16 protein-coding genes, 1 pseudogene and 1 riboswitch are annotated in these 21,918 nt (G+C 52.7%); of the genes and pseudogenes, 5 read left to right on the forward strand and 12 right to left on the reverse strand.

Features of this window, described 5'->3' with window-relative positions; translation table 11 throughout:
* Positions 1-2: 2 nt before the first annotated feature.
* Positions 3-788, reverse strand: coding sequence for a 2,3-dihydro-2,3-dihydroxybenzoate dehydrogenase (locus GQS10_RS14355; RefSeq protein WP_341805073.1), 786 nt, complete (start codon positions 786-788; stop codon positions 3-5).
* 449 nt (positions 789-1,237) lie between these two features.
* On the opposite strand from GQS10_RS14355, the gene GQS10_RS14360 reads away from it, so the two are divergent.
* Positions 1,238-1,522, forward strand: coding sequence for a hypothetical protein (locus tag GQS10_RS14360; RefSeq protein ID WP_243735174.1), 285 nt, complete (start codon positions 1,238-1,240; stop codon positions 1,520-1,522).
* A 195-nt stretch (positions 1,523-1,717) separates the two neighbouring features.
* On the opposite strand, the gene GQS10_RS14365 is transcribed toward GQS10_RS14360, so the two are convergent.
* The 4 genes from GQS10_RS14365 to GQS10_RS14380 form a co-directional block, all read right to left on the reverse strand.
* Positions 1,718-3,277, reverse strand: a complete 1,560-nt coding sequence (locus GQS10_RS14365) for a glycine betaine uptake BCCT transporter (protein ID WP_166243341.1) — start codon at positions 3,275-3,277, stop codon at positions 1,718-1,720.
* Positions 3,278-3,419: 142 nt separating this feature from the next.
* Positions 3,420-4,841 carry a PH domain-containing protein gene (locus GQS10_RS14370; RefSeq protein ID WP_166243343.1) on the reverse strand — a complete coding sequence of 474 codons (1,422 nt, stop codon included), beginning with the start codon at positions 4,839-4,841 and terminating at the stop codon, positions 3,420-3,422.
* Positions 4,838-5,353 (reverse strand): PH domain-containing protein, encoded by a 516-nt coding sequence (locus tag GQS10_RS14375; RefSeq protein ID WP_166243345.1) that lies wholly within the window; start codon positions 5,351-5,353, stop codon positions 4,838-4,840. The genes GQS10_RS14370 and GQS10_RS14375 overlap by 4 nt, the downstream gene beginning before the upstream one ends.
* Positions 5,354-5,543: 190 nt before the next feature.
* Positions 5,544-6,842: an NCS2 family permease gene (locus tag GQS10_RS14380; protein ID WP_166243347.1), complete on the reverse strand. Its 1,299-nt coding sequence runs from the start codon at positions 6,840-6,842 to the stop codon at positions 5,544-5,546.
* Between the two features lie 101 nt (positions 6,843-6,943).
* Positions 6,944-7,043: riboswitch (purine riboswitch) on the reverse strand.
* Between the two features lie 83 nt (positions 7,044-7,126).
* Between GQS10_RS14380 and GQS10_RS14385 the strand changes: the two genes are divergently transcribed.
* Positions 7,127-7,486, forward strand: a complete 360-nt coding sequence (locus GQS10_RS14385; protein ID WP_166243202.1) for a hypothetical protein — start codon at positions 7,127-7,129, stop codon at positions 7,484-7,486.
* A 70-nt stretch (positions 7,487-7,556) separates the two neighbouring features.
* Positions 7,557-8,087, forward strand: coding sequence for a hypothetical protein (locus GQS10_RS14390; protein WP_166243349.1), 531 nt, complete (start codon positions 7,557-7,559; stop codon positions 8,085-8,087).
* A gap of 63 nt (positions 8,088-8,150) precedes the next feature.
* Here the strand turns inward: GQS10_RS14390 and GQS10_RS23210 are convergent.
* The 3 genes and pseudogenes from GQS10_RS23210 to GQS10_RS14400 form a co-directional block, all read right to left on the reverse strand.
* Positions 8,151-8,264: pseudogene (locus tag GQS10_RS23210) on the reverse strand (hypothetical protein); the annotation flags it as partial.
* Between the two features lie 62 nt (positions 8,265-8,326).
* Positions 8,327-10,021, reverse strand: coding sequence for an ABC-ATPase domain-containing protein (locus GQS10_RS14395; RefSeq protein ID WP_166243351.1), 1,695 nt, complete (start codon positions 10,019-10,021; stop codon positions 8,327-8,329).
* A 55-nt stretch (positions 10,022-10,076) separates the two neighbouring features.
* On the reverse strand, positions 10,077-10,367 hold the full coding sequence (locus GQS10_RS14400) for a hypothetical protein (protein WP_166243353.1): 291 nt from the start codon (positions 10,365-10,367) through the stop codon (positions 10,077-10,079).
* 264 nt (positions 10,368-10,631) lie between these two features.
* On the opposite strand from GQS10_RS14400, the gene katG reads away from it, so the two are divergent.
* Both katG and GQS10_RS14410 read left to right on the forward strand, forming a co-directional pair.
* Positions 10,632-12,806, forward strand: coding sequence for a catalase/peroxidase HPI (gene katG, locus GQS10_RS14405; RefSeq protein WP_424991793.1), 2,175 nt, complete (start codon positions 10,632-10,634; stop codon positions 12,804-12,806).
* Positions 12,807-13,081: 275 nt separating this feature from the next.
* Entirely contained in the window at positions 13,082-17,596 is a 4,515-nt protein-coding gene (locus GQS10_RS14410) for an S-layer homology domain-containing protein (protein WP_166243357.1), read from the forward strand.
* Between the two features lie 179 nt (positions 17,597-17,775).
* On the opposite strand, the gene GQS10_RS14415 is transcribed toward GQS10_RS14410, so the two are convergent.
* Genes GQS10_RS14415 through GQS10_RS14430 form a run of 4 tightly spaced genes read right to left on the reverse strand, consistent with a single transcriptional unit; the run spans position 17,776 to position 21,903 of the window.
* Positions 17,776-18,099, reverse strand: a complete 324-nt coding sequence (locus tag GQS10_RS14415) for an SMR family transporter (RefSeq protein ID WP_166243359.1) — start codon at positions 18,097-18,099, stop codon at positions 17,776-17,778.
* Complete coding sequence (locus GQS10_RS14420; protein ID WP_166243361.1) at positions 18,099-19,013, reverse strand: HAD-IA family hydrolase; 915 nt, start codon at positions 19,011-19,013, stop codon at positions 18,099-18,101. Before GQS10_RS14420 ends, GQS10_RS14415 begins: the two co-directional genes overlap by 1 nt.
* Complete coding sequence (locus GQS10_RS14425; RefSeq protein ID WP_243735175.1) at positions 19,010-20,530, reverse strand: CehA/McbA family metallohydrolase; 1,521 nt, start codon at positions 20,528-20,530, stop codon at positions 19,010-19,012. Before GQS10_RS14425 ends, GQS10_RS14420 begins: the two co-directional genes overlap by 4 nt.
* Positions 20,530-21,903, reverse strand: coding sequence for an ABC transporter substrate-binding protein (locus GQS10_RS14430; RefSeq protein ID WP_166243363.1), 1,374 nt, complete (start codon positions 21,901-21,903; stop codon positions 20,530-20,532). Before GQS10_RS14430 ends, GQS10_RS14425 begins: the two co-directional genes overlap by 1 nt.
* Positions 21,904-21,918: the final 15 nt, after the last annotated feature.

Here is a 21,918-nt window from a genome sequence, read left to right on the forward strand (position 1 = left end):
TTTTAGACGCCTAACGTTGCGCCTCCATCTACCCGTAAATCATGCATCGTAATATGCTTTGCTGCGTCGGACAGCAGAAACAGCACCGCATCCGCAATATCGTCCGGCTCTGCCAGCCGCCTCAGCGGAATACCCGTCTTATACGCCTCCAGCGAGCCCGCAATCGTCTGCTCCGGTCCCCCTCCATTCGTCCACATGGAGCGAAGCATGTCCGTATCCGTGGAGCCCGGCGACACGACATTACAGCGAATACGGTACTGCGCCACTTCAAGACCTAAGCATTTGGTAAAATGGGTCGCCGCCGCCTTCGATGCAGCATAAGCGGCCATCCCCATGCGCGGTACAGCGGCAGCATTGGAGCTGACCGTGACGATCGAGCCTTCTTCACGGGTGATCATTCGTCCCACGACAGCCCTTGATACGTAAAAAACGCCCATGGTATTGACCGCAAAGGTTGCCGCCCAATCCTCATCACGGTACGCCGCGATGTCCCCCATACGGAGCACGCCCGCAGCATTGACCAACGCATAAATCGGTCCGAGCTCGTTCTCGACTCGTTCTACGGCAGCATTCACGGAGGAGCTGTCAGTGACGTCCACCGCATAAGCCCCGCATCGAAGTCCCGCCGCAGCAAGCTCCGCCTGAACCTGGCGAAGCCCCGATTCCTCACGGTCCACAAGAGCGAGCACTGCCCCCTGCTTGGCCAGTTCGACGGCCACCGTTCTACCGATGCCTCGAGCAGCCCCTGTAACCAGTGCAACCCGATTATTTCGATTCAGACCCTTCACCTGCTTCCTGCCTTTCTCGCAAAAAACGACAAATAATAATGAATTTCATTCTCAATAAAAGAAATAAAAAAAAGTTGTCGGCTATTCAATCGCTACATTACCCCAACCTGTCGGAATAAAATTTTATAAAAGGCGCATCACCTGTACCTCCGCTTGATCCTCCTGTCTTCGAATGTAAACATAAAGGCATGCCAAAATAAGGCCCAGGCCAAGCACCTATCATTTCATTGCTTGCACTTCCCCCCATCCATCCGATATTATATTGATAATGATTCTCAACACCAATTATAGAAAATGGATAGAGGAAGAAACATAGACAATTTCCGGTTTTATTTTGGACTATATCCAGTTTTTAAAAATAAATAAGCAGTCACCTAACACCTTCTAGGCGTTTTCCCCATAATGTGTAAGTGTTCAGTTCGATTTACTTAAAAAATGGAGGAATTTGAATGTATTCAACATACCCTGGGGGATTACAGTGGAGCCACATGCAGCCGACTTATCAAGGTGTTCAAATCACGCCGCAGCCTTATCAGCAACCTTACCAGCTAAAACAAAACGTGCTGTCGGCTGTAGAGCCTTTTGTTCAGTACGGCTTGAGAGAAGCCAAAGTAACCTCGGTTCAGCATGCTTTTAGAGAAGTGGCGGCCATTGCTTATTTAATGGGGGCAGGAGTAAACCCGAACACAGCTTATCGCATCGTTGAGTCGTGGGAAATAAATGAGGTTTTTTAACGCCGAGAAGATTGCTTCTCACTAGGATTAACACCCGGAACCCCGGGCTTGGAGAAAATGTGTTCATGGGCTGTAATGGCGTCTTGAACAAATCACCCCAGGGCAGAGTATCTGCTTTCACCTAATGCAAATCTAAAATCCAAAGCAGCCTTGCCCTCCAACTGGGATAAAGCTGCTTTTTTTTCCTCTCCACATTTAAGGTCGCAGCTCTCCCTCCTCCTCGATCCATTTTTCAATACGCTGAAGCCTTCTTCTTTCCTTCCGCTCCATTTCCTTAACCTCCTCCTTCAGTGCTTTATTGATCGAGATGATCATTAAAATCATAATCACGGAAAAAGGAAGCGCCATAACGATGGAAGCCGTCTGGACGCCGTTCAGTCCCCCGCTTAGCAGAAGCACCGAGGCAATCGCCGATACGAGAATCCCCCAAATGAATTTGATGGACTTCTTCGGATGATCGGAACCGTTAGAGGTCAGCATTCCTAAGACAAAGGTGGCGGAATCCGCTGACGTAATAAAGAACGTAATAATCAGCAGTGTTGCCAGAATGATAACAATGGAGCTTAACGGAAGCTGCTGAAGCATCACAAACAGCGCTAACGTCATGTCCTCGTTTACGGCTTCCGAAATTTTTCGCCCCACGAACATTTCATGTTGTAAGGCAGTCCCGCCAAACGCAGAAAACCAAATCATGCTGAGAAAAGTCGGAACGAACAAGACGCCCGTCACGAATTCGCGGATGGTCCGCCCTTTTGACACCCGAGCAATGAAGCTCCCTACGAACGGGGACCATAAAATCCACCATGCCCAATAGAAGATGGTCCATGCGCCGACGAATGTACGCTCCGTAAACGGGGTCATCCGGAAGCTCATCGGAATCAGATTCCCTATATAGGATCCAATCGTCGTCGTTAAAGCCTCGATGATAAAGAAGGTCGGTCCCATCACGATGACGAAAAGCAGCAGCAGCGACGCGAAGCCTAAGTTCAGATTACTCAAATACTTAATTCCTTTATCGAGACCCGTCGATGCAGAAATAAGAAACAGCACGGTGACGACAAGCACGATCAGCAGCTGGCTGCTAATCGTCCGCGGCACACCAACCAAAAAATGAAGGCCGCCGTTAATTTGCATGGCCCCGAGGCCCAGAGAAGTGGCGACTCCAAACACCGTCGCGATGACGGCAAAGCTGTCGATTGCTTTACCTAATCCGCCATTGACCCGATCGCCCAGTAACGGATACAGCGTGGCGCTGATTAGATTAGAGCGTCCCTTGCGAAAATTTGCATAGGCCAGACCTAATGCACTTACTGTATATATCGCCCATGGCTGCAGTCCCCAGTGAAAGAAGGAATACCGAAGCGCGGCCTGAGCGGCCTGAGGGGTACTGCCTTGAATCCCTTCCGGGGGAGATAAATAATGGTAGACCGGCTCGGCCACCCCCCAAAACACCAGACCGATGCCCATTCCTGCAGAAAACAGCATCGCCAACCATGTAAAGTAGGAATATTCGGGCTCATCATCATCCTGCCCCAGTCTTATTTTGCCGTAGCGGCTAAAGGCCAGAATAAGCGCAAACACGAGGAACAGAAAAGTCGTAATGAGATAATACCAGCCAAAGGTTTTCGTTATGAAGGCCAGAGCTTGGGCGGCGACGTCGGCCAGTTGATCGGGCATCAAAAATCCCCATAATACGAATAAGGAAGCTACGGCTACGGAGACGTAGAACACTACTCCAACTTTACCTTGCTGCATGAAATCTCCCCCATATGGTTTTATAAGGTTACTCTTCCATTTCTCCTCTCTGTGTATTCAAAAAAATAAACCCCTCGAGTAAAAACTCGGGGGTTGGGGGTTGGTAAGCAAGGTGCCGTACCTCGCGATTTTATTTGCCTTGTCAAGCTGGCGGGGCGGAGCTGTTTTTGTACCACTTATAAAAATCTGCCGCTTCCGTATCGGAAACGCCGAATAATTCGATCTCGACCGGCGTCTTGCTTTTATTCGCGATCACGAGGGTCGCTACGCCGAATTTACGCTGGAGCCAGGTTTGTTTCACGGTAATTTGCTGAATGCGGCTCCGCCGGGTAACCGTGGTGTAGTTCCATAGTCCGCCTGTTCGAACCTGCACAATCTCGCCTCGGCGCACATAACTCGTTAACCAATAATCCAATACCCGAGCCAGAACCGATAAAATGAATACCGGAGCGGTGATCCACAACCATTCCCTTTTGAATATGAACAGGCCGATAAACGTTATTACTGTAAGATAATAAGGAAGAAGAAGCTTTAACCACAGCACCTTCAGGGGGAAGCGCATCATTCGCTCTTCAATAGGATAGCTCGGAAGCAGGTTTTGCAGCACCCGGTACGCCTCCTGCTTCGGCATGAACGGATATAACGATCCCCCCTCTTTATTCGAATCCCCGCCGGAGCCTGCGCTAATAAGCTTCACCGAAGCAATGCCAAGCAGTCGTTTCAGCACGGATTGCTCCACCGTCACCGCTTGAACCCGATGCTTCGGAAGAGAGTAGCTCGCGGAGTGGCCGACCCCGCGATCGATATAGATCCGCTCCTCGTCATCACCAATTACGAAATTTCCATAGGTGACTGAAGTTTTGATGTAACCGATCGTTACGGCCAGCACAATAGCCAAGACCGAGAGAAGGACAAGCATCCACCCATGGGAGAGCAGATAATTCAGCCCCTCCCGTGCCTTATCGTCGATCGGAAAGAAGTCCGACAGATTGGAATAGAGCGCGCTGACCAGCGGGATAATTGCTAGAAAGCTTAGGGACGTAAAAGATGCTTTGAAGATATCCTTCTTTGTTGATCGAAAATGAATCGTACGTTCGGGCAGCGTTTCGACGACCGCTTCTTCTGGTCCGCGCTCCAATTGAGCGATGATTCTCCGTTCCTCTTCTACCGAAATTACCGGGAATTTGTACGCCTCATTCTCTCCGCTCGTCTCTAACGTAAGGGATACGAGCCCAAACCAACGGTGCACGAACGTGGCGTTCGACTTGTGACTGTCGATTCGGGATAACGCAACGGTGCGCTGCTTCTTAACGAAAGTTCCTTCCCGCACCACGAGGGTGTCACCGTCGATGTGATAACGCGTGGAATACCACTTAAGAACGATCGAAATCACTGTCCAGGTTGAGGCCACAAGAAGGAGGCCCCGCCCCCAAACAACCCAATGTGCCTCGGATTTCGCCTTTAGGATGAATAGGAGAAGATAAAAGCCCGCGTAGCTCTTTATTGCAGAAACGAGCTCAACAGCGATGAAAGCCGGATGATACCGTTTAAATCGCTTCATCATACCGTTTCCTCTTCGTTCGAATCGTTTGCTTTCACATTCGCATAGGCAGCAATGAGACCCTTTAACCGGTACGCTTCCTCCCCTGAAATCGCTGGAATGACATGCTTACTGGTCGTCGTGCCAACCCAGATGTTATACAATCCGTATCGTTTTAGGATTGGCCCCTGCTCGGTTTTGACGTATTCTACTTTTTCCATAGGAATGATCGTGTGCCGCACTTCCCATGTCCCATGCTTCAGTTGGATGTAGCGGGAATCAATACGAAAACGCCAGGAGCGCTGCCGGTACGCAGGTAAAAAGGCGACCGAAATGATGAGTAAGACCAGAAAGATCGCTCCAAGAATATAGAGGGTTGTGGAAATCCATGAGTACCATTGGAATTTCACGGCACAGCCTGCTAAGATGGCGATAACCGCCAAGGCCGAGCCATGGTCCAGCGCGCCTGTAATCCGCCATACGTTCACAGCGTACGATGAAATGCTTGACGTCGGTTCTTCGATTTCAATATTCATTTCATTCACCTCATACACCCTATACGATAAACCAAATCATCGGTTTCCTATCCAAGGTTGGGGGAATGGACGCTGATGAACTTGTACATTTTTCAACTTTGGGTGGGCAAGTAGGGGTCATCAAACACGGTTTCAAGCGAAACGAGCGCCCGGTAAAATCCGGAACGCTCGTTTCATTGGAGATCACGATTTAATGACTGAAGAAGGCCAGTTGGATAAAGAAAAGCACCGCGAACAAATAAAAGATCGGATGTACCTCGCGCCACTTGCCGCGAATCGCCTTCAAGATCGGATAAAGAATGAAGCCTACCCCGATTCCGGTTGCAATGCTGTACGTCAGCGGCATTAAGACAATAATGAGAAATGCCGGGAAAACGACCTCGAAATCGTTCCACTCGATCTTTTGCACCACGCTGATCATTAAAAATCCGACAATAATAAGCGACGGTGCGGTAATCGCCGGAATCGACGCCAGTACGCCGACAATCGGCGAGAAGAACAGCGTCAGCGCCAGCAGCACGCTGGCTGTGACCGCCGTCAGCCCGGTTCGGCCGCCAACGGCAACGCCTGCGCTTGATTCGATGTACGCCGAGGTCGGGCTTGTGCCGAGCATCGCTCCCGCACTCGTTCCGACCGCATCCGCCAGCAGCGCGCCGCGCGAGCGCGGGAACTTGCCATCCTTGAGCAGGCCTGCTTGTTCGGCTACGCCAAGCATTGTGCCTGTCGTATCAAACAGCGTAATCAGCAGGAAGGTGAAGATTACGGCGTACAAGCCGTGCGAGAAGACTCCGGCAATGTCCATCTGCATGGCCGTTGCGGCAAGTCCGGTTGGCAGCGCAACCACCTTCTCCGGAAGCTGCAAAAGACCCATAAACCAGGCAATTACCGCCGTTATAATCATCCCAACGAACAAATAGCCCTTAACCCGGTAAGACATGAGAATAAGCGAAATAACGAGACCGATAATGGTCAGCAGCGTCATCGGCTCTGTTAACGTGCCAAGCTTCAGGAGTGTTGAAGGCGAAGCAACAATGATTTTCGCGTTTTGCAGCCCGATAAATGTAATAAAAAGTCCGATACCTGCTGTAATGGCATGCTTCAAGCTTGTCGGAATCGCATCCAGCAGCATGTACCGGAACGAGGTTAGGGAGAGCAGAATAAAAATAATCCCGGCGACAAAAACTGCGCCAAGCGCCGTCTGCCAGCTTACACCGCCGCCGGCGACCACGCTAAAGGCGAAATATGCATTGAGCCCCATCCCCGGTGCGATTACAATCGGGTAGTTCGAGGCCAGCGCCATAATTAACGTGCCGACCAAGCTTGCCACAATCGTTGCAATAAACACGCCGTTAAAGTCCATTCCAGCCTGACTAAGAATCCCCGGATTCACAATAACAATATAAACCATCGTAAAAAACGTCGTGACGCCCGCCAATACCTCCGTACCGACAGAGGTACCCCGTTCTTTTAAACGAAACCATTTGTCCATCCACACATTCCTCCATTTTTGTTATCCAAGCCGCTTGAAAACGGCTTTTAACGCAAGCAATAAAAAAAACCTAACCCCGAGTATAAGTAGATACGCCGAAATAGACGCATACTCATACTCGTAGTTAGGATTCTTTGGCTCCTTGTAGAAACCCTCAAACCATATTATTGAGGATATACGAGTTTACTGCCTTAGATAGAATAAAGGACAGAAAGCTCGCTTGTCAATGGATTTTTAAACGATATCGGGCGTTTTTCCGAACATTATTGATTATACAACCTATAATGTACGTCTATAGGTCTCTTAATAAACCAATCGTTCCCGGCAGGTTTGCTCCAGCCTCCACCGGAGCTGCGGTCACGCCTTATCCAGAATGGACTGGAACATGTGCTGGTGCAGCGTCAAGAAGGTGCATGGCGTCAGCGCGCGGACCGTCGCTGTCCGGGGCAGGGACAGCATCAGCGAAATTTCGGTATCAGAAGGGCTTCATTCATGCGAAGACGATCATCATCGACGGCTTCTTCGCTTCGACGGGCACCGCGAATCTGGATTTGCGGAGCTTCTTCCCCCCCCCCGCGCACGATTCATCCGACGGCTGCAGCGAGTGGCAGCGCGAGCAAATTTCGAGATCAATTCGGAGATAAAAAGCGAAAACATGGAAACTCTACAAGTGATGAAGCATCGGGAACGATGCATGGAATGGAGTAGATTTCCATGGAGTTAAACCAACTGATCATGATGGGCGTCTTCGGCCTGTCTTGGATCACTGCCCTATGGATCGGCGGCGCAGCCTTTCGGCGATACGTGCCGGTCGCCTTGTTTTCGACTTTGGTCGTCTCAATCGTCTTTGAAACAGCTTATACGTTACGTTGGTGGGAGCTCGAAAGCTCCATGGTGCCCTGGAATCGAGTGAACAACCTCTGGTTCGTCTTCGGTCCCTTCTTCGTGTTTACCCTGTGGATCTTCAAGCTGACGTTTCGCCGATTCGGCTTGTTTCTCCTGGTGAACGTTGGGTTTGACGCCTTCCAGATGTTCGTCTTCAGCCCTTGGCTCGAAGCGCGGAAGCTCTACACGTTGGTCAACATCGAACGGTGGCAGGTGTTCCTGCTTATGCTGGCGATTGCAATACTGCTCTACCTCTACCAGTTGTGGTTCGAGCACACCTTCTCCCTTCAATCCGGTCCGAGAGGGGACTCGGTTAAGATCGACCTTCCGACATGGAGAGGTCGCCGGAAGGCGCGATAAGCCGCACATATAAAAAAACGGCGCGAACGCTCGCGCCGTTTTTTTATGTCAGTCGCCTCTGTCCTATTCGCCGGATAAGCCGCTGTTGTCCTTCAGAATGACGTCGTGCGCGCCGCCTTCGACGAGGCTGGTCGCCGACACGAGCGAAATGCGCGCCTTCTTCTGCAGCTCGGCGATCGTACCCATTGAACGATCCCCTTTCCTTTGACGTAGATGCAGAACGAAGAAGCGCGGCAGACTTATTGTACCCTAAGCGTGCGCAGCCGGTTTAACGCGGCAGCCAGCTCAAACTTTCGCGGCAGCGCCAGGTCGCCGGGATGCTTTCCGTAGAACGGGGAGACCGCGTCCAAGCCTTTTTCCGCCACAAGGGCATAAAGCTTGTCCACCATCTCAGCTACTGGCGTCTTTCCGTCAGCCAATCGATTCGCAAGGACTACCAGCATATTGGAAATCGCTCTCGTTTGGCTCGGATCGATCAGCTGCTCCACATAGGTCAGATCAATATCGTGCGTGCCGTAGACGATCTTGGCGAGCCCCTTGGCATCGACCTTCTCTCTTGAGCCGCGCGACGCGTCAAAGCTGTCGCTGCGAACGCTCCGTGAAGTCAGCCTCCCGAACGCGCGGCCTCCCTCCGGGCGTCTGCCATGCTCGATCTCCCGGGCGATCCGGTGCGCCTCCGCTGTCACATTCGCAGGCCGGTATTCGTCCATCATAATGACCGTGTCCGCCACCGCGAAATAATCTCCTGATCCGCCTAAGACCAGAATCGTCGAGACATGATGCTCCTCGTAAAGCTGGCGAACTTTATCCACAAAGGGTGTGATCGGCTCCTTCGATTTCGCGACCAGCGCCTGCATCCGGGCATCGCGGATCATAAAGTTCGTCGCACTTGTATCCTCGTCGATCAGCAGCAGCTCGGTGCCAAGCTCCAGCATTTCCATAATGTTGGCCGCCTGAGAAGTGCTGCCGCTCGCATCCTCCGTCGAAAAACGCTGGGTATCCTTATCGAAGGGCAGGTTCGTAATGAAAGCGGAGATGTCTACCTTCTCGACCCGGCGTCCGTCCTCTGCTCGTATTTTGCAAGCCGAATCGTCCGTAATCACATATTCTCGTCCATCCCCGGCAACATGGTTGTATACGCCTCGTTCAATGGCTTGGAGAAGCGTGCTTTTGCCATGGTATCCGCCGCCGACAATGAGCGTAACGCCCTTCGGGATCGCCATCCCTCGAATGGGGCCGCGGTGCGGCAGCGTAATCTCGACCTCCAGTGAGGCGGGAGACTGGAACGGGATCACTTCCCTCCCACGCATCGGACGGCTGCTGACGCCGCTCTCCCGGGGAAGAATCGCGCCGTTGGCGACGAAGGCCGCAAAGCCGCGTTCCTTCAAGAAGGCGCGAATCGCCGCCTGCTGGTCGGCGAGCTCCAAATGAGCGAGCAGCTTCCTGCGGTCAAAGCCCTGCGCCGTCTGGCGTGCGATCGCGGGGATTTGTTCGCATAGCAGCTTGGCGGCTGCACGGCCTAATACCGTGCGACCTGCCGCCGGTAGTCCGACGGAAAGCCGGAGCTCCAACGTGTCCGGCGATACCCTAGCCGCGGTTCGCGCAAGCACCGCCTGCCCCGGGGCGTCCACCATGATCGCGCCGCTCTTGCCGGAGCCGCCGTTGCGCGCCTGATTGCTGCGAATCATCTCCGCCGCATACCGCGCAAAAAAGTCCTCAATCGCCGTCCGCCGCCAAGGCGTTGCCAGCCATTCTGGCTCTATCACCATTCCTCTAACCTCGATGCGAATTCTCGACGGCGCGGCAAAGGGATCCGACTGAATATGATCCATATGCAGCAGCAGCTCATTTTCACGGTACGTGCCAGTCAGCTCCTTATACGCCTTATACCCCTTGCCGTCCAGCCGTTGAAGCATCTGTCGTAACTGGTTCATCGTTTAATTTTCCTTTCCATCACTTAAAAAGATTGATTCAAAAAAACTGCTTGTACTAAAAAAGGCGATGGATCACATATACAAAAGGCATATAAATAACCCCATTTAAAAGAATAGCCGAACAAGCCATGATTTTAGCCGCCACTCCTTGATCCCGAAAAAAGCCGATGACCCCAAGAATCAAGCTCGCGATCGATAAGACTAGAGAGTACTCCATCATTTGATTGAAAAAGGCTAACGACCTAACGTCTAGGAGCAGAGGAACAAAAAATAAAGACATGCCTCCAAAAACCGCGATAACACTCATCCAAAGTGAAATTTTAGATATTCGTCCATTTCTATTCAAAGAAAATACCCCTTTTCTCATATTATTCAAATATTATTCCATAAATCTTCACTCAGGTAATCTATTTATATTGATACGATTATATATATGGTAATAAAGTAGGAGGTTTTTTAGGTCAAGCCACTGCATAAGTGATAATGAAAATTATTTTCAAAAAAATTTCAGTTGATTTCTGTCCGAAATAATATTATATATTGTATTAAGGTATTTATTATTTAATAATAAATCTAATCTAAATCGTTAGGAGATGTTGAAATGAACGCTATGGACTCTACGAACTCCGGAAAGTGCCCGTTCCTGCACGGCAGTGTCACCACTAACAATTCTAGCCGCACGACAAACAAGGAATGGTGGCCTAACCAACTTAACTTGAACATTCTTCATCAACATGACCGTAAATCCAACCCTATGGGAGAAGAGTTTGATTATAGAGAACAATTTCAAAAGCTAGACTATCAAGCTCTTAAGCAGGATCTTCGCGATCTGATGACAAACAGCCAAGATTGGTGGCCAGCCGACTACGGTCATTATGGTCCCGCATTTATTCGTATGGCATGGCACTCCGCCGGTACATATCGTACAGGCGACGGCCGCGGGGGCGGTAACACCGGCTCGCAGCGTTTTGCTCCGCTGAACAGCTGGCCTGACAACGTTCTTATCGATAAATACCGTCGCCTGCTGTGGCCGATCAAGAAAAAGTACGGCAACAAGATTTCTTGGGCCGACTTATTGATTCTTACAGGTAATGTTGCCATCGAATCCATGGGCGGCAAAACCGTTGGCTTCGGCGGCGGACGCGCCGACATCTGGCATCCGGAAGAAGACATCTACTGGGGCTCCGAGACAGAATGGTTAGGAGATAAGCGTTACAAAGGCGATCGTGAGCTGGAGAATCCGCTTGCTGCCGTTCAAATGGGTCTGATCTACGTTAATCCGGAAGGTCCTAACGGCAACCCGGATCCGCTTGCAAGTGCGCGTGACATTCGTGACACGTTTGGACGTATGGGCATGAACGATGAAGAAACCGTTGCGCTTATTGCCGGCGGCCACACGTTCGGTAAGGCACACGGTGCGGGAGATCCTTCTCATGTAGGTCCAGAACCGGAAGCTGCTCCAATCGAAGCACAAGGCTTAGGCTGGGAAAGCACACATGGCTCCGGCAAAGGCCGTGACTCGATCGGCAGCGGTATTGAAGGCGCTTGGACGGCGAATCCGACACAGTGGGACAATGGTTTCTTTGAAATGCTGTTCGGCTATGAGTGGGAGCTGACGAAGAGCCCTGCAGGCGCACATCAGTGGAAAGCTGTAAATCCTGCTGAGCAGCATCTTGCACCGGACGCAGAGGATCCATCCGTCCGTGTTCCAACCATGATGACCACTGCGGATTTGGCATTGCGCTTTGATCCGGTATACGAAAAAATTTCCCGCCGATTCTACGAGAATCCAGAGGAATTTGCAGACGCATTCGCTCGTGCATGGTTCAAGCTTACTCACCGTGACATGGGACCTCGTGCAAGATACTTGGGTCCAGAAGTTCCGGAAGAGCAATTTATTTGGCAGGATCCGATTCCGACTGCGGGTTATGAATTGACAGCGGCAGAAATCGAGGAGCTGAAGAAGAGAATCCTCGATTCCGGACTCACAGTCAGCGAGCTTGTGACAACAGCTTGGGCTTCGGCCAGCACCTTCCGCGGCTCGGATATGCGCGGCGGCGCGAATGGCGCCCGGATTCGCCTTGCTCCGCAGAAGGACTGGGAAGTAAACCAGCCAAAACAGCTTGAAAAGGTACTTACCATTTTGAGCGCGATTCAAGACGAACTGGATAAGAAAGTCAGCTTGGCTGATTTGATCGTACTCGGCGGCAGCGCTGCAGTCGAAAAAGCTGCGCGTGATGCAGGCTTTGATGTAACGGTTCCGTTTGCTCCTGGCCGCGGCGATGCTACACAAGAGCAAACCGATGCAGAAAGCTTTGCCGTACTGGAGCCGATTGCCGATGGCTTCCGCAACTACCAGAAGAAGCAGTACAGCGTAAGCTCTGCAGAGCTGCTGGTTGACAAGGCTCAGCTGCTTGGACTTACTGCTCCGGAAATGACTGCGCTGATCGGCGGTATGCGTGTTCTCGGCACAAACTACGGCGGCACGAAGCACGGCGTATTCACCGATCGCGTAGGCTTGCTCTCCAACGACTTCTTTGTGAACCTGCTTGACATGGGCATTCAGTGGAAGCCAGTAGGCGACGACGTTTACGAAGGACGCGACCGCCAGACCGGCGAAGTGGTGCGCACAGCGACAACCGTAGATCTCGTGTTTGGTTCGAACTCCGTTTTGCGCGCTGTTGCAGAGGTTTACGCGCAGGACGACAACCAAGAAAAGTTTGTTCGTGACTTTATCGCCGCTTGGGTGAAAGTGATGAACGCAGATCGTTTTGACCTGAAATAAGAACTTACAAAGAACTTATCTTTCTTTTATTCATGATTCTAGCTTCATCAGGTTTGTCACTCTATGGCATAATGCTGCGCAGGGCAAACCTGACGATTTATGTAACAAATTCAAAAAGAGCGATGTGGGTGTGTCTAACGGCACTACCATTCGCTCTTTTTCTTATACCTAACCCTCATGAATGAAATCAAATTAAAATGATTTGCTACGAATACCCTCTATAACGTGCTACTATAGCTTAGAAGAATCTGGATTTTATAATAAGGATGTGGAATATGATTAAGAAAAAGCTCGCAATCGTACTTTTGATTTTGGGATTAGTGACGGGAACCTTATCCGTACAGCCGACAATCAGCGCTGCAAGCACAGCTTCGGACTATTTATGGTTCGACGGGGTTGACGATGAGATAAAAATTACAGGCGTCCCCGTCAATCTAGAGCCCGGAGGACAAAATACAGTCCAGTTTTGGATGTATTGGGATGGAAGCAGCGGCCGAATGCCATTTTGCTGGAGCAGTACCTATTGTGTTGAAATGGTGAGCGGATGGCTCGGACTTACCACAGGAAATAATGAGGTCTTCGGCATACCGTTCCCCGCCTCAACGTACTACAATAAATGGATCCATATCGCTGTCGTCTTTCCGAATGGTGTTATTAACAATACCAATACAGCGATCTACATTGACGGAGTTCGTAAAGCTCCTCTTAATTACGGACTGGGATCAAGCAGCAATTCTAAGTCTGCCAGTTCGAATTTCACGATTTCAGGTTTGGGAACCAACAGCGGTTATAACAACGGCTATAAATTTAAAGGTAGAATCAAGGATTTATCCATCCATAACCGCGCTCTGACGGCCGATGAGGTGGCCAGCAGCATGACTTCAAATTACACAGAGGATGCTTTCCCACAAAACGGTCTGGTCGGATATTGGGTGCCTGACCATCTCTCGACCGCGATCGTTAACGATCAAACCTCGAATAGAAACCACGGAACGGTTTTGAACGTCACAACATCGATTTCAAATTCCCTGCAAATCAACAACAATGCCGGTTACCGGGCCGATCTCAGCTGGAACCCGGTTTCAGCCCCTTCCATTACATACAGCATAAGTCGCGGGGGGAGCGTTGTCTATGTAGGTTCGAATCCGTCTTTTACGGACTGGGGACTGGTCGGTGGGCGAACGTATCACTACCAAATCAAGTATTCAACACCAAATGGGGAGACTGCCTTCCAGTCGCTTGGTCTTCTTGAAACGAATCAACCTTCCATTCCAAACCCAATCACTTTGGACGGCATAGATGACTTCGTTCATATGGATAACCTGCCTTCAGGAACCTGGCTAACAGATTCGAATACGGTAGAGATGTGGTATTACCTTGAAGGTTCGGGTCCCTCTTCCTTATTTACGTGGGAAGGTACCCCGTACGGTCTTCAATACACCGGACAATATATGGGCATTACAACCGGTAATGGCGATCTGCTTGGTTTTGATGCGACGGAACACCAGAACTCTTGGATGCATATTGCCGTCGTCTTTCCAAACGGGGTACCTACCCCCTCAACAGCAGCCATTTACGTGAATGGAATAAGTAAAGGGCTTTCACTGGTCGCAGGGAGTTCCTCCGTCTCTCAAACGGCATCCTTGGGAGCCTTTATCTCCGGATCAATGGATTCTAAAGATAGAAGGGCCCAAGGACGTTTAGCCGAAATCGCGTTATGGAATTACGCAAGAAGTTTGCCGCAAATTCGCAATGACTCTCTCGGCTTAACCGGAAGTGAACCCGGTCTAGCGGGCTTGTGGAAACCAACCGATCAAACGACAGGCCGTATCTACGACCTGTCCTCAAATAAGAATGATGCGGTTGTTCATGGCTACCCCGCTCCAATATTTAACCTCCAGGCAACCGCGGTAAGTAACACTGAAATTTCACTGAGTTGGAACGCGGTTCCGGGTGTGTCCGCCTACGTTTTGCGTGAGAAGACCACCAACACTAAGCTATTTGAGGGATTGGACACTAGCTTTACTGTGAAAGATCTAACTCCTGTGACAAGCTATCGATTCGAACTCTCAGCAGGCTCTTCCAAGGGGGAGAGTGCCGTTGAGGCCCTAACTGTCGGCACGGTTCCAACGGCCCCAAATGTGTCCGCTGACGATGCCAACAACGTTATCGTCGGGCTGACCACCGCGATGGAGTATAAGGTAGACAGCGGCAGTTTCGTCCGATTCGACGGCACCAACGCGCCCGATCTGTCGGGCACGCACGTTGTCGCCGTTCGTTACGCGGCGGACCCTTCTTCCGGCGCGCCGGCCGGGGCGGAGGCGCTGCTCAGCTTTACACCGAATCCGCCACCGCCGCCTGCGCCGAATGTGTCCGCTGACGATGCCAACAACGTTATCATCGGGCTGACCACCGCGATGGAATATAAGGTGGACGGCGGCAGCTTCGTTCGCTTCGACGGCACTAACGCGCCCGATCTGTCGGGCACGCACGCAGTCGCGGTTCGTTACGCGGCGGACTCTTCTTCCGGCGCGCCGGCCGGGGCGGAAGCTCTGCTCAGCTTCACGACTAACCCGCCGCCGCTAACCTATTTGGTAGATGTCATTTCGGATCAAACAATGACAGATCTGACAGCAGGCTATGAGTCCGGCACGCAGGAAACCAAAACAATCACGATCACCAATACCGGTACAGGTGATTTGCAGCGGGTAGAGGCGGCATTGCAAGACGTCCATGCCCAACATTTCACCATTACGCCGCCCGATTCATTTTTACAAAGCGGAGCTTCAAGCACCTTTACCGTTAGAGCAGTCGACGGCCTACCTGCCGGAACATACACCGGCACAGTGACGATATCCGCCGACCATTTACCTACTGTAAGCTTTACCGTAACGCAGGTGGTAAACGTACCGAATGCACCTGCAAACCCTCAGCAGCTTGTCGCCGAGGAAGGAAGCGGCCAAGCCACACTGACCTGGGACACCGTAACGGGTGCAACCTACTACAACGTGTACATGTCAACCTTGTCCGGCCATTATCCTTTCGAGCCCATCGCAACAGTGACGGATACGGTTTATACCATCCCTGGTCTCGTCAATGGAAATACCTATTATTTTGTGGTCAAGGCGGGAAATTCGGGCGGCTTGAGTGCTGAATCCAACCAAGTTGAAGTGACGCCTGCGGGCGTACCTGGCGCTCCTACATTAATCACTGCGTCTGCAGGTGACGGACAAGCAACGATTTCCTTTACGGCTCCTAGCGATCATGGAGGAAGCCCGATTACCGGCTATGAGGTGAGCTCATCTCCTGGAAACGTTGTCGTTACGGGAGCGGAAAGTCCGATTACCTTAACCGGTTTAACGAATGGAACAACATATACCTTTACTGTGAGAGCCATCAATAAAGTGGGGAGCGGCGTTTCTTCAGCACCCTCGAACGCCGTCACTCCTAGCGTGAAAACAGACGACGACGATGAAGACACTGACCATAGTTCAGGATCTGCCTCGGGGTCAACCGCTCCGTTAAAAGCGCAGAATGATTCATCTGTGAATATCCTTGTGAACGGCAAGATCATTGACGCAGCCCGCTATGAGGAAAGCATGCGTAATGGCCAAACCGTATTGACGGTAATTCTTGACCCCAAAAAAATCGAGGCGTTCCTTAGAGCGGAGGGACAGTACGCTGTCGTTACGATCCCCGTGGAATGGAAAACGGACATTCTCATTACCGAGCTGAGCGGACAATTAGCGAAAATTATGGAATCCTATCAAGCCTTCTTGGAAGTCAAAACCAACCAGGCAACCTACAACCAACCGGCCGCAGCAATCGGGATCGACTCCATTTCGCAGCGAATGGGTGCAGCAGTGCCGTTGGAGGAAATTGTCGTACAGATTGAGCTTGCTGTCCCATCCGTTGAAGCGATGAAACAAGCTAAAATCGCAGCTACCAAAGGATCCTTTACTTTAGTCGGTTCACCGATTGACTTTACTGTTCGTGCCGTCAACGAGGATAATATCCTGGACGTATCAAAATTCAATCAATTCGTGAAGCGCTCCATCGTAATCCCGGACAGTGTGGACCCTGCACAAATATCGACAGCAGTTGTGCTCGAAGCAGATGGGACCGTCCGCCATGTTCCAACGAAGGTGATTTCGAACAAAGGCAAGCATTACGCTGAAATAAACAGTCTGACCAACAGTATCTACTCGCTTATTTGGAATCCGGTGGAATTCCAAGATGTAGAGGCGCATTGGGCGAAGCACGAGATTAATGAGATGGGCTCGCGTATGATTATCGACGGCACATCGCAGGGCGTCTTTAGCCCTGATGACGATATTACACGTGCTGAATTTGCCGCGATCCTCGTTCGGGCACTGGGCTTGAAGCCTGCAAATGGCACCGGTGTCTTCTCAGATGTTCAACCTTCAGATTGGCACTATAGTGCCGTTCATACGGCTTATAACTATAAGCTGATCAGCGGCTTCGAAGACCAAACCTTTCGTCCGAATGATAAAATCACCCGAGAACAAGCCATGGTGATTTTGGCCAAAGCAATGGAAGTGACAAAGCTCCATGAAAAAGGCTCGAAGCGGTCGGCGAGCAACGTCCTTGATCCGTACCTAGATAGAGAGAGTATATCGGAGTGGGCTGAAGCCGGCGCTGCTAATAGTGTTGAAGCCGGCATTGTTTCAGGCAAAGACGACACTCAACTTGCACCCAAAAATAATATGACACGGGCTGAAGCAGCCGTCATGATCAAAAGGCTGCTGCAGCAATCGGATCTCATCTAAATGAATCCGTGAAAAAAAGAGCGGTATGACAGAATCCACGCGGATCCTTCATACCACTTTCCTTTTTCAAACGCCCAGTCAGTAGATGTAATTGATGGAAATAGAAACAGCGGCGGTCAAAGACGTTTAGCAGAATGTCCTTGTCCTCCGCTGTATTTTGTATTCACCATTTCCCGTCCTCATACCCTGCTGGCGACATTGAGCCCGATTACCCCGAAGATGATCACCATAATAGAAGCGATTTTTAGGGCAGTCAGCGTTTCCTTAAAAAGAAACACGCCCGCTGCGGTGATCAGCAAGGTTCCTACACCGGACCAAATCGCATACGCGACGCTGACATCAATCGTCTTGATGGCTAAATTCAGCATCGTGAAGCTCGCCGCGTAGCAAACGAACATCATGATGGAAGGGAGCACTCGAGCGAAGCCGTCCGAGTATTTCATCGACAAGGTGCCGGTTAGCTCCAGCACAATGGCAAACAACAACAGCAGCCAGCCTTTCACTATTCCTCGTCCCCTTCAGGTCTCGTTGATCGTACAGTCAGCTCGGTAAAGTCCATGATCCAGGCATCCGGAATGGCAGCCCTTGCCGGACGCGGGCTCGCAGGCTGCAGCGGAAGCGCTGCAATGCCTTGGTTCGGCGGCAGGCTGTCGGTGCAATGCATTCCTGCTTCCCGCCGGTCTGCCGCTTCCGGCTGGGTCTGCGCCGCCGCCTGCTGGGAGCCGTTCTTTCGGCCGCCAACTAATATTGCCGCCCGCAGGCCCGCCTGCCTGCCCATCATGATGTCTCCGCTCGTATCTCCGATGACGAGGGCGCGGTTCGGTTTAACAGCAAGCCGCTGGCAGGCCAGCAGTGCCATGTCCGGGTTGGGCTTGCCCCGGGCCACCTGATCGGTACCGATGACGGCCTGAAAATACGGACGCAGGCCTGACCATTCCAGATGCCGCTCGGCCATGAGGGTATCATCTGCAGTCACCACCGCCAGCGGAAGACCGGCAGTGCGGCAAGCCTTCAGGAAGGCTTCAACGCCGGCTGTCGGCTTAACCGGGCGGAGCGTATTGATGGTTTGATTGACCTTCTCAAACTGCTCCTGGACCTGCTGCACCGCCTCATTCCACGCCCAGCCCGATTGGTACAGCTGCCAAGCAAGAATGGCCTCCAGCTGCGAATTCGAAGCCATGGCCAGAGGCCCGGCTGGGTCATGCACCGGCAGCGGCTCCTCCAAGAAGCGGACGCCCAGTGCCGCAGCCCAATCGACACGCGGCTCGATTCGTTCGAGCTGCTTTGTCATCACCGCTGCCCACGTGCCGTACAGCGCTTGAAAATCGAGCAGCGTGCCGTCTTTATCGAACAGGATCGCTTCGATATCCCAGCTGCCTTCGCCTGAGCATATCCATGCGCATGCTTGATTCGTCACCCGCTCACCTGCTTCCACACCGTGGCAAGCGGCTCGATGGGATAAGCGTACACCGGATTCACGAATGCGAGCAGCTCCCCGTCCTTCGTGCGCACTTCAGCCCGCAGCCAGCGATACTGACCGGCCGGCCAGCTTGCAGTGAAGCGGCAGGCAATGCCTGTCGCCGCCTGATCAACGCGCACGGCGCGGCCGCTCTCGATCCAGACGACACGAAGAATGTCGTCCGGCTTCACCGCCGATGCAGCGGCAAACGATTCGATCGACAGCGTGTAGTCGATCGCAAGCTCCCACAACCGGGCCGGCTCGGAAGCGTCGTCTCCGGGCCGCAGCTCCCGGCCGTTCGCGCGAATGTCGAGCGACAGCACAGGCCCTCGGCTCACGTAGCAGCGGCGGCGGCGCACCGCATCGAGCAGCGACTGCGGGCTGAGCCCGTCGCTCCAGACGTACGTCGCCGGATCGCCGACGATCGACGGCGTACCTCCCGGCGTATAGCTGTCGCCTGGAAGCATATGCGTATCGCTGCCGCCGATCCCGGCGAGCCGAATGCCCCGCGCCCAGCAGCGGTCCCATGCTTTCAGCGCCTGCTCGGCCGCTTCCGCATTACCCTCGTACGTCGGGTCATTCCAGATCTCCATCGCGGCGAATAAACTCATATCCGTGTCGGTGAACCGCCAATCCCATGGCGCCAAGTACGGATGATTCAAGCTGCAGACGGCGCCCTGAGCATTCGCTGCGGCCAAAATCCGGTTCATGCCCGCGCCGTCCTCCAGCGTCAGCCGGCCTTCTCGGTCATAAATATTGATCCACTCGCGGGCACCCAGCACATTAAAGTGACCGCGAGACCCGGTAATTTCTACGCCGGGCACGGCAAGCAGCCCCTCCTGCCTAGGCCACGCCGTATGCACCGTGTTATGCTCCGTCACCACGATAAAATCCAAGCCCTGCCGCTCGGCCGCAAGACGACTCAGCTGGCCCGGCGTCTGCTTCCCGTCGGACAGCAGCGTGTGCATATGAAAGTCGCCCTTGTACCAGCGCTGCTCTCGGTGGGCTGCCTCGCTAACATCTACGGCCACCTCGCCCGTAGACGTTAGCCACGGCACGCCCTCCGCAATCGGCAGCGTGCTCTCGGGCGCTTCCGCCCCGGGCCCGCCCCCGCTCTGCAGATCGATATCGATCTGCAGCCAGGCGCCCGCCTCGCGCGGCGGATACACAACCGCCTCCACCGACCAGGTGCCGGCGGAAATCGCTCCGGCCGGACAGCCGATCGTGCAGCGCTCGCGCGCCTCGCTCAGCACGAGCCGCTCCGGCCGGTGCTTGCCAAGATACTGCACCCGCACCTGACCCTGCGGGTCGCGCACAAACACATGCATCCACGGCAGCTGCTCGTATGCAATATGAAGGACGAGCTCGCGCACGCCCTCGCCTACCTCTACAGAATAAAAAAGCGCCCGGGGTTCGGGAAGAAAAGCTTCTTCCCGAACCGTTACGCGCTGTACATCCGCAATACGCTGCATCATTACTTGGCTCCCGTCACTTTATCCAGCTCTTTTTGCGCCTTCTCCTTCGCTTCCTTCAGCGCCTTTTCCGCAGGGATATTCTCGATCTGCACCTTATCTGCGGCAATCTTCAGCGCATCGGTAATCTTCGCGCCGGTCGGATCAATAAACGCGCTGGACGCCGTCTGCGCCTGCTTCAGCGGCACCTGGCTCTGCGGATTTTGGGCCGCGAACGCTTTATATGCCGGGTCCTCCATGGCCGAGCTGCGAACGGCAATATAACCCGTGTTCATCGACCAGAACGCCGTATTTTCCGTCTTCGAGAAGAACGTCAGCCACTTGTAAGCCGCCTTCTGCTGCTCCTCGGATACGCCGGCCGGAATGCCCGCCATCAGCGCTTGGGCGATCGGTGCCGCAGCATGGCTATTCCAGCCCGGCTGCGGATACGCCGCTACAACCGAGAAATCAAGATCGCCCTGGTCGCCGCTGGAGCCGGTATAGCCTGCCGCACGGCCCTGCATTACATCGTCAATCGTTTTGTACCAATATTCCCAGCCCTGCCCGCCGGAATGAATGCCCATAATCTTATCCTCATGAATCCATTTGCGGAACTGATCCCATGTCTCAATCCACTCCGGGCTGTCAATCAGCAGCTGCTTGCCGTCGTCGCTTACAAATTTGCCGCCGCGGCTCAGCGTCGCATCGGCCATATTTTCCCAGCCCCACATCGGCATCCAGCCGTACACCTTCACCTTGCCATTTTCCACAACATTCATCTTCTTGGCCGCATCGGCCAGGCTTTCCCACGTCTTAAATACGTCGGTCGTCAGGCCCGCCTTCTCCAGCATATCCTTGCGGTAGTACAGCACCTGCGTCGTTCCGTACATCGGCAGGAAATACTGCTTGCCGTCAACGACCCCCTGCTTCAAGAAAGCCGGAACGAAATCGTCCGCCTTAAAATTCGGGTCTTCCTTTATCATGCTGTCCATCGCTACGAACAGGCCTTTTTTCGCCCAGTCATTCTCCTGCGTAAGCACAGCCGCCGGCGGCTTTTTGGAAGCGATCGCGGCCTGCAGCTTCTGCTTCGTTTCATCGTATTTGCCCTGTACGACGCCTTTGACCACAACCTCGCTTTGCGACTCGTTAAACTTTGTAATCAACGTCTCCATATTTTCCCCAAGCTTGCCGCCGAGGCCGTACCAGAACTCGATTTCAACCGGTTGCTTCTTCGGTGCTGCCGCCTCTTCCTTGGCCGCCGTCGCCTCCGGCTTCGCATCGCTTGCCGCCGGCTTGCTCTGCTCCACTCCGGAGCATCCGGAAACCAGTGCAATGATAAAGCTGAGAAACAGTAAAATAATCCCCTTCACTCTCGTACCTTGAACGTAACGCTGCATCTTCGTTCCCTCTCC

The sequence above is a fragment of the Paenibacillus turpanensis genome (genome assembly GCF_011421635.1).
Taxonomy (GTDB): Bacteria; Bacillota; Bacilli; order Paenibacillales; family YIM-B00363; genus Paenibacillus_AK; species Paenibacillus_AK turpanensis.

Bases quoted from the DNA above. Each gene is read 5' to 3' on its own strand.
- GQS10_RS14370 (WP_166243343.1), bottom strand. From the start codon at position 4,841: ATGATGAAGCGATTTAAACGGTATCATCCGGCTTTCATCGCTGTTGAG.
- katG (WP_424991793.1), top strand. From the start codon at position 10,632: ATGGACTCTACGAACTCCGGAAAGTGCCCGTTCCTGCACGGCAGTGTC.
- GQS10_RS14425 (WP_243735175.1), bottom strand. From the start codon at position 20,530: ATGATGCAGCGTATTGCGGATGTACAGCGCGTAACGGTTCGGGAAGAA.
- GQS10_RS14360 (WP_243735174.1), top strand. From the start codon at position 1,238: ATGTATTCAACATACCCTGGGGGATTACAGTGGAGCCACATGCAGCCG.
- GQS10_RS14365 (WP_166243341.1), bottom strand. From the start codon at position 3,277: ATGCAGCAAGGTAAAGTTGGAGTAGTGTTCTACGTCTCCGTAGCCGTA.
- GQS10_RS14385 (WP_166243202.1), top strand. From the start codon at position 7,127: ATGTACGTCTATAGGTCTCTTAATAAACCAATCGTTCCCGGCAGGTTT.
- GQS10_RS14410 (WP_166243357.1), top strand. From the start codon at position 13,082: ATGATTAAGAAAAAGCTCGCAATCGTACTTTTGATTTTGGGATTAGTG.
- GQS10_RS14380 (WP_166243347.1), bottom strand. From the start codon at position 6,842: ATGGACAAATGGTTTCGTTTAAAAGAACGGGGTACCTCTGTCGGTACG.
- GQS10_RS14375 (WP_166243345.1), bottom strand. From the start codon at position 5,353: ATGAATATTGAAATCGAAGAACCGACGTCAAGCATTTCATCGTACGCT.
- GQS10_RS14395 (WP_166243351.1), bottom strand. From the start codon at position 10,021: ATGAACCAGTTACGACAGATGCTTCAACGGCTGGACGGCAAGGGGTAT.
- GQS10_RS14430 (WP_166243363.1), bottom strand. From the start codon at position 21,903: ATGCAGCGTTACGTTCAAGGTACGAGAGTGAAGGGGATTATTTTACTG.
- GQS10_RS14390 (WP_166243349.1), top strand. From the start codon at position 7,557: ATGGAGTTAAACCAACTGATCATGATGGGCGTCTTCGGCCTGTCTTGG.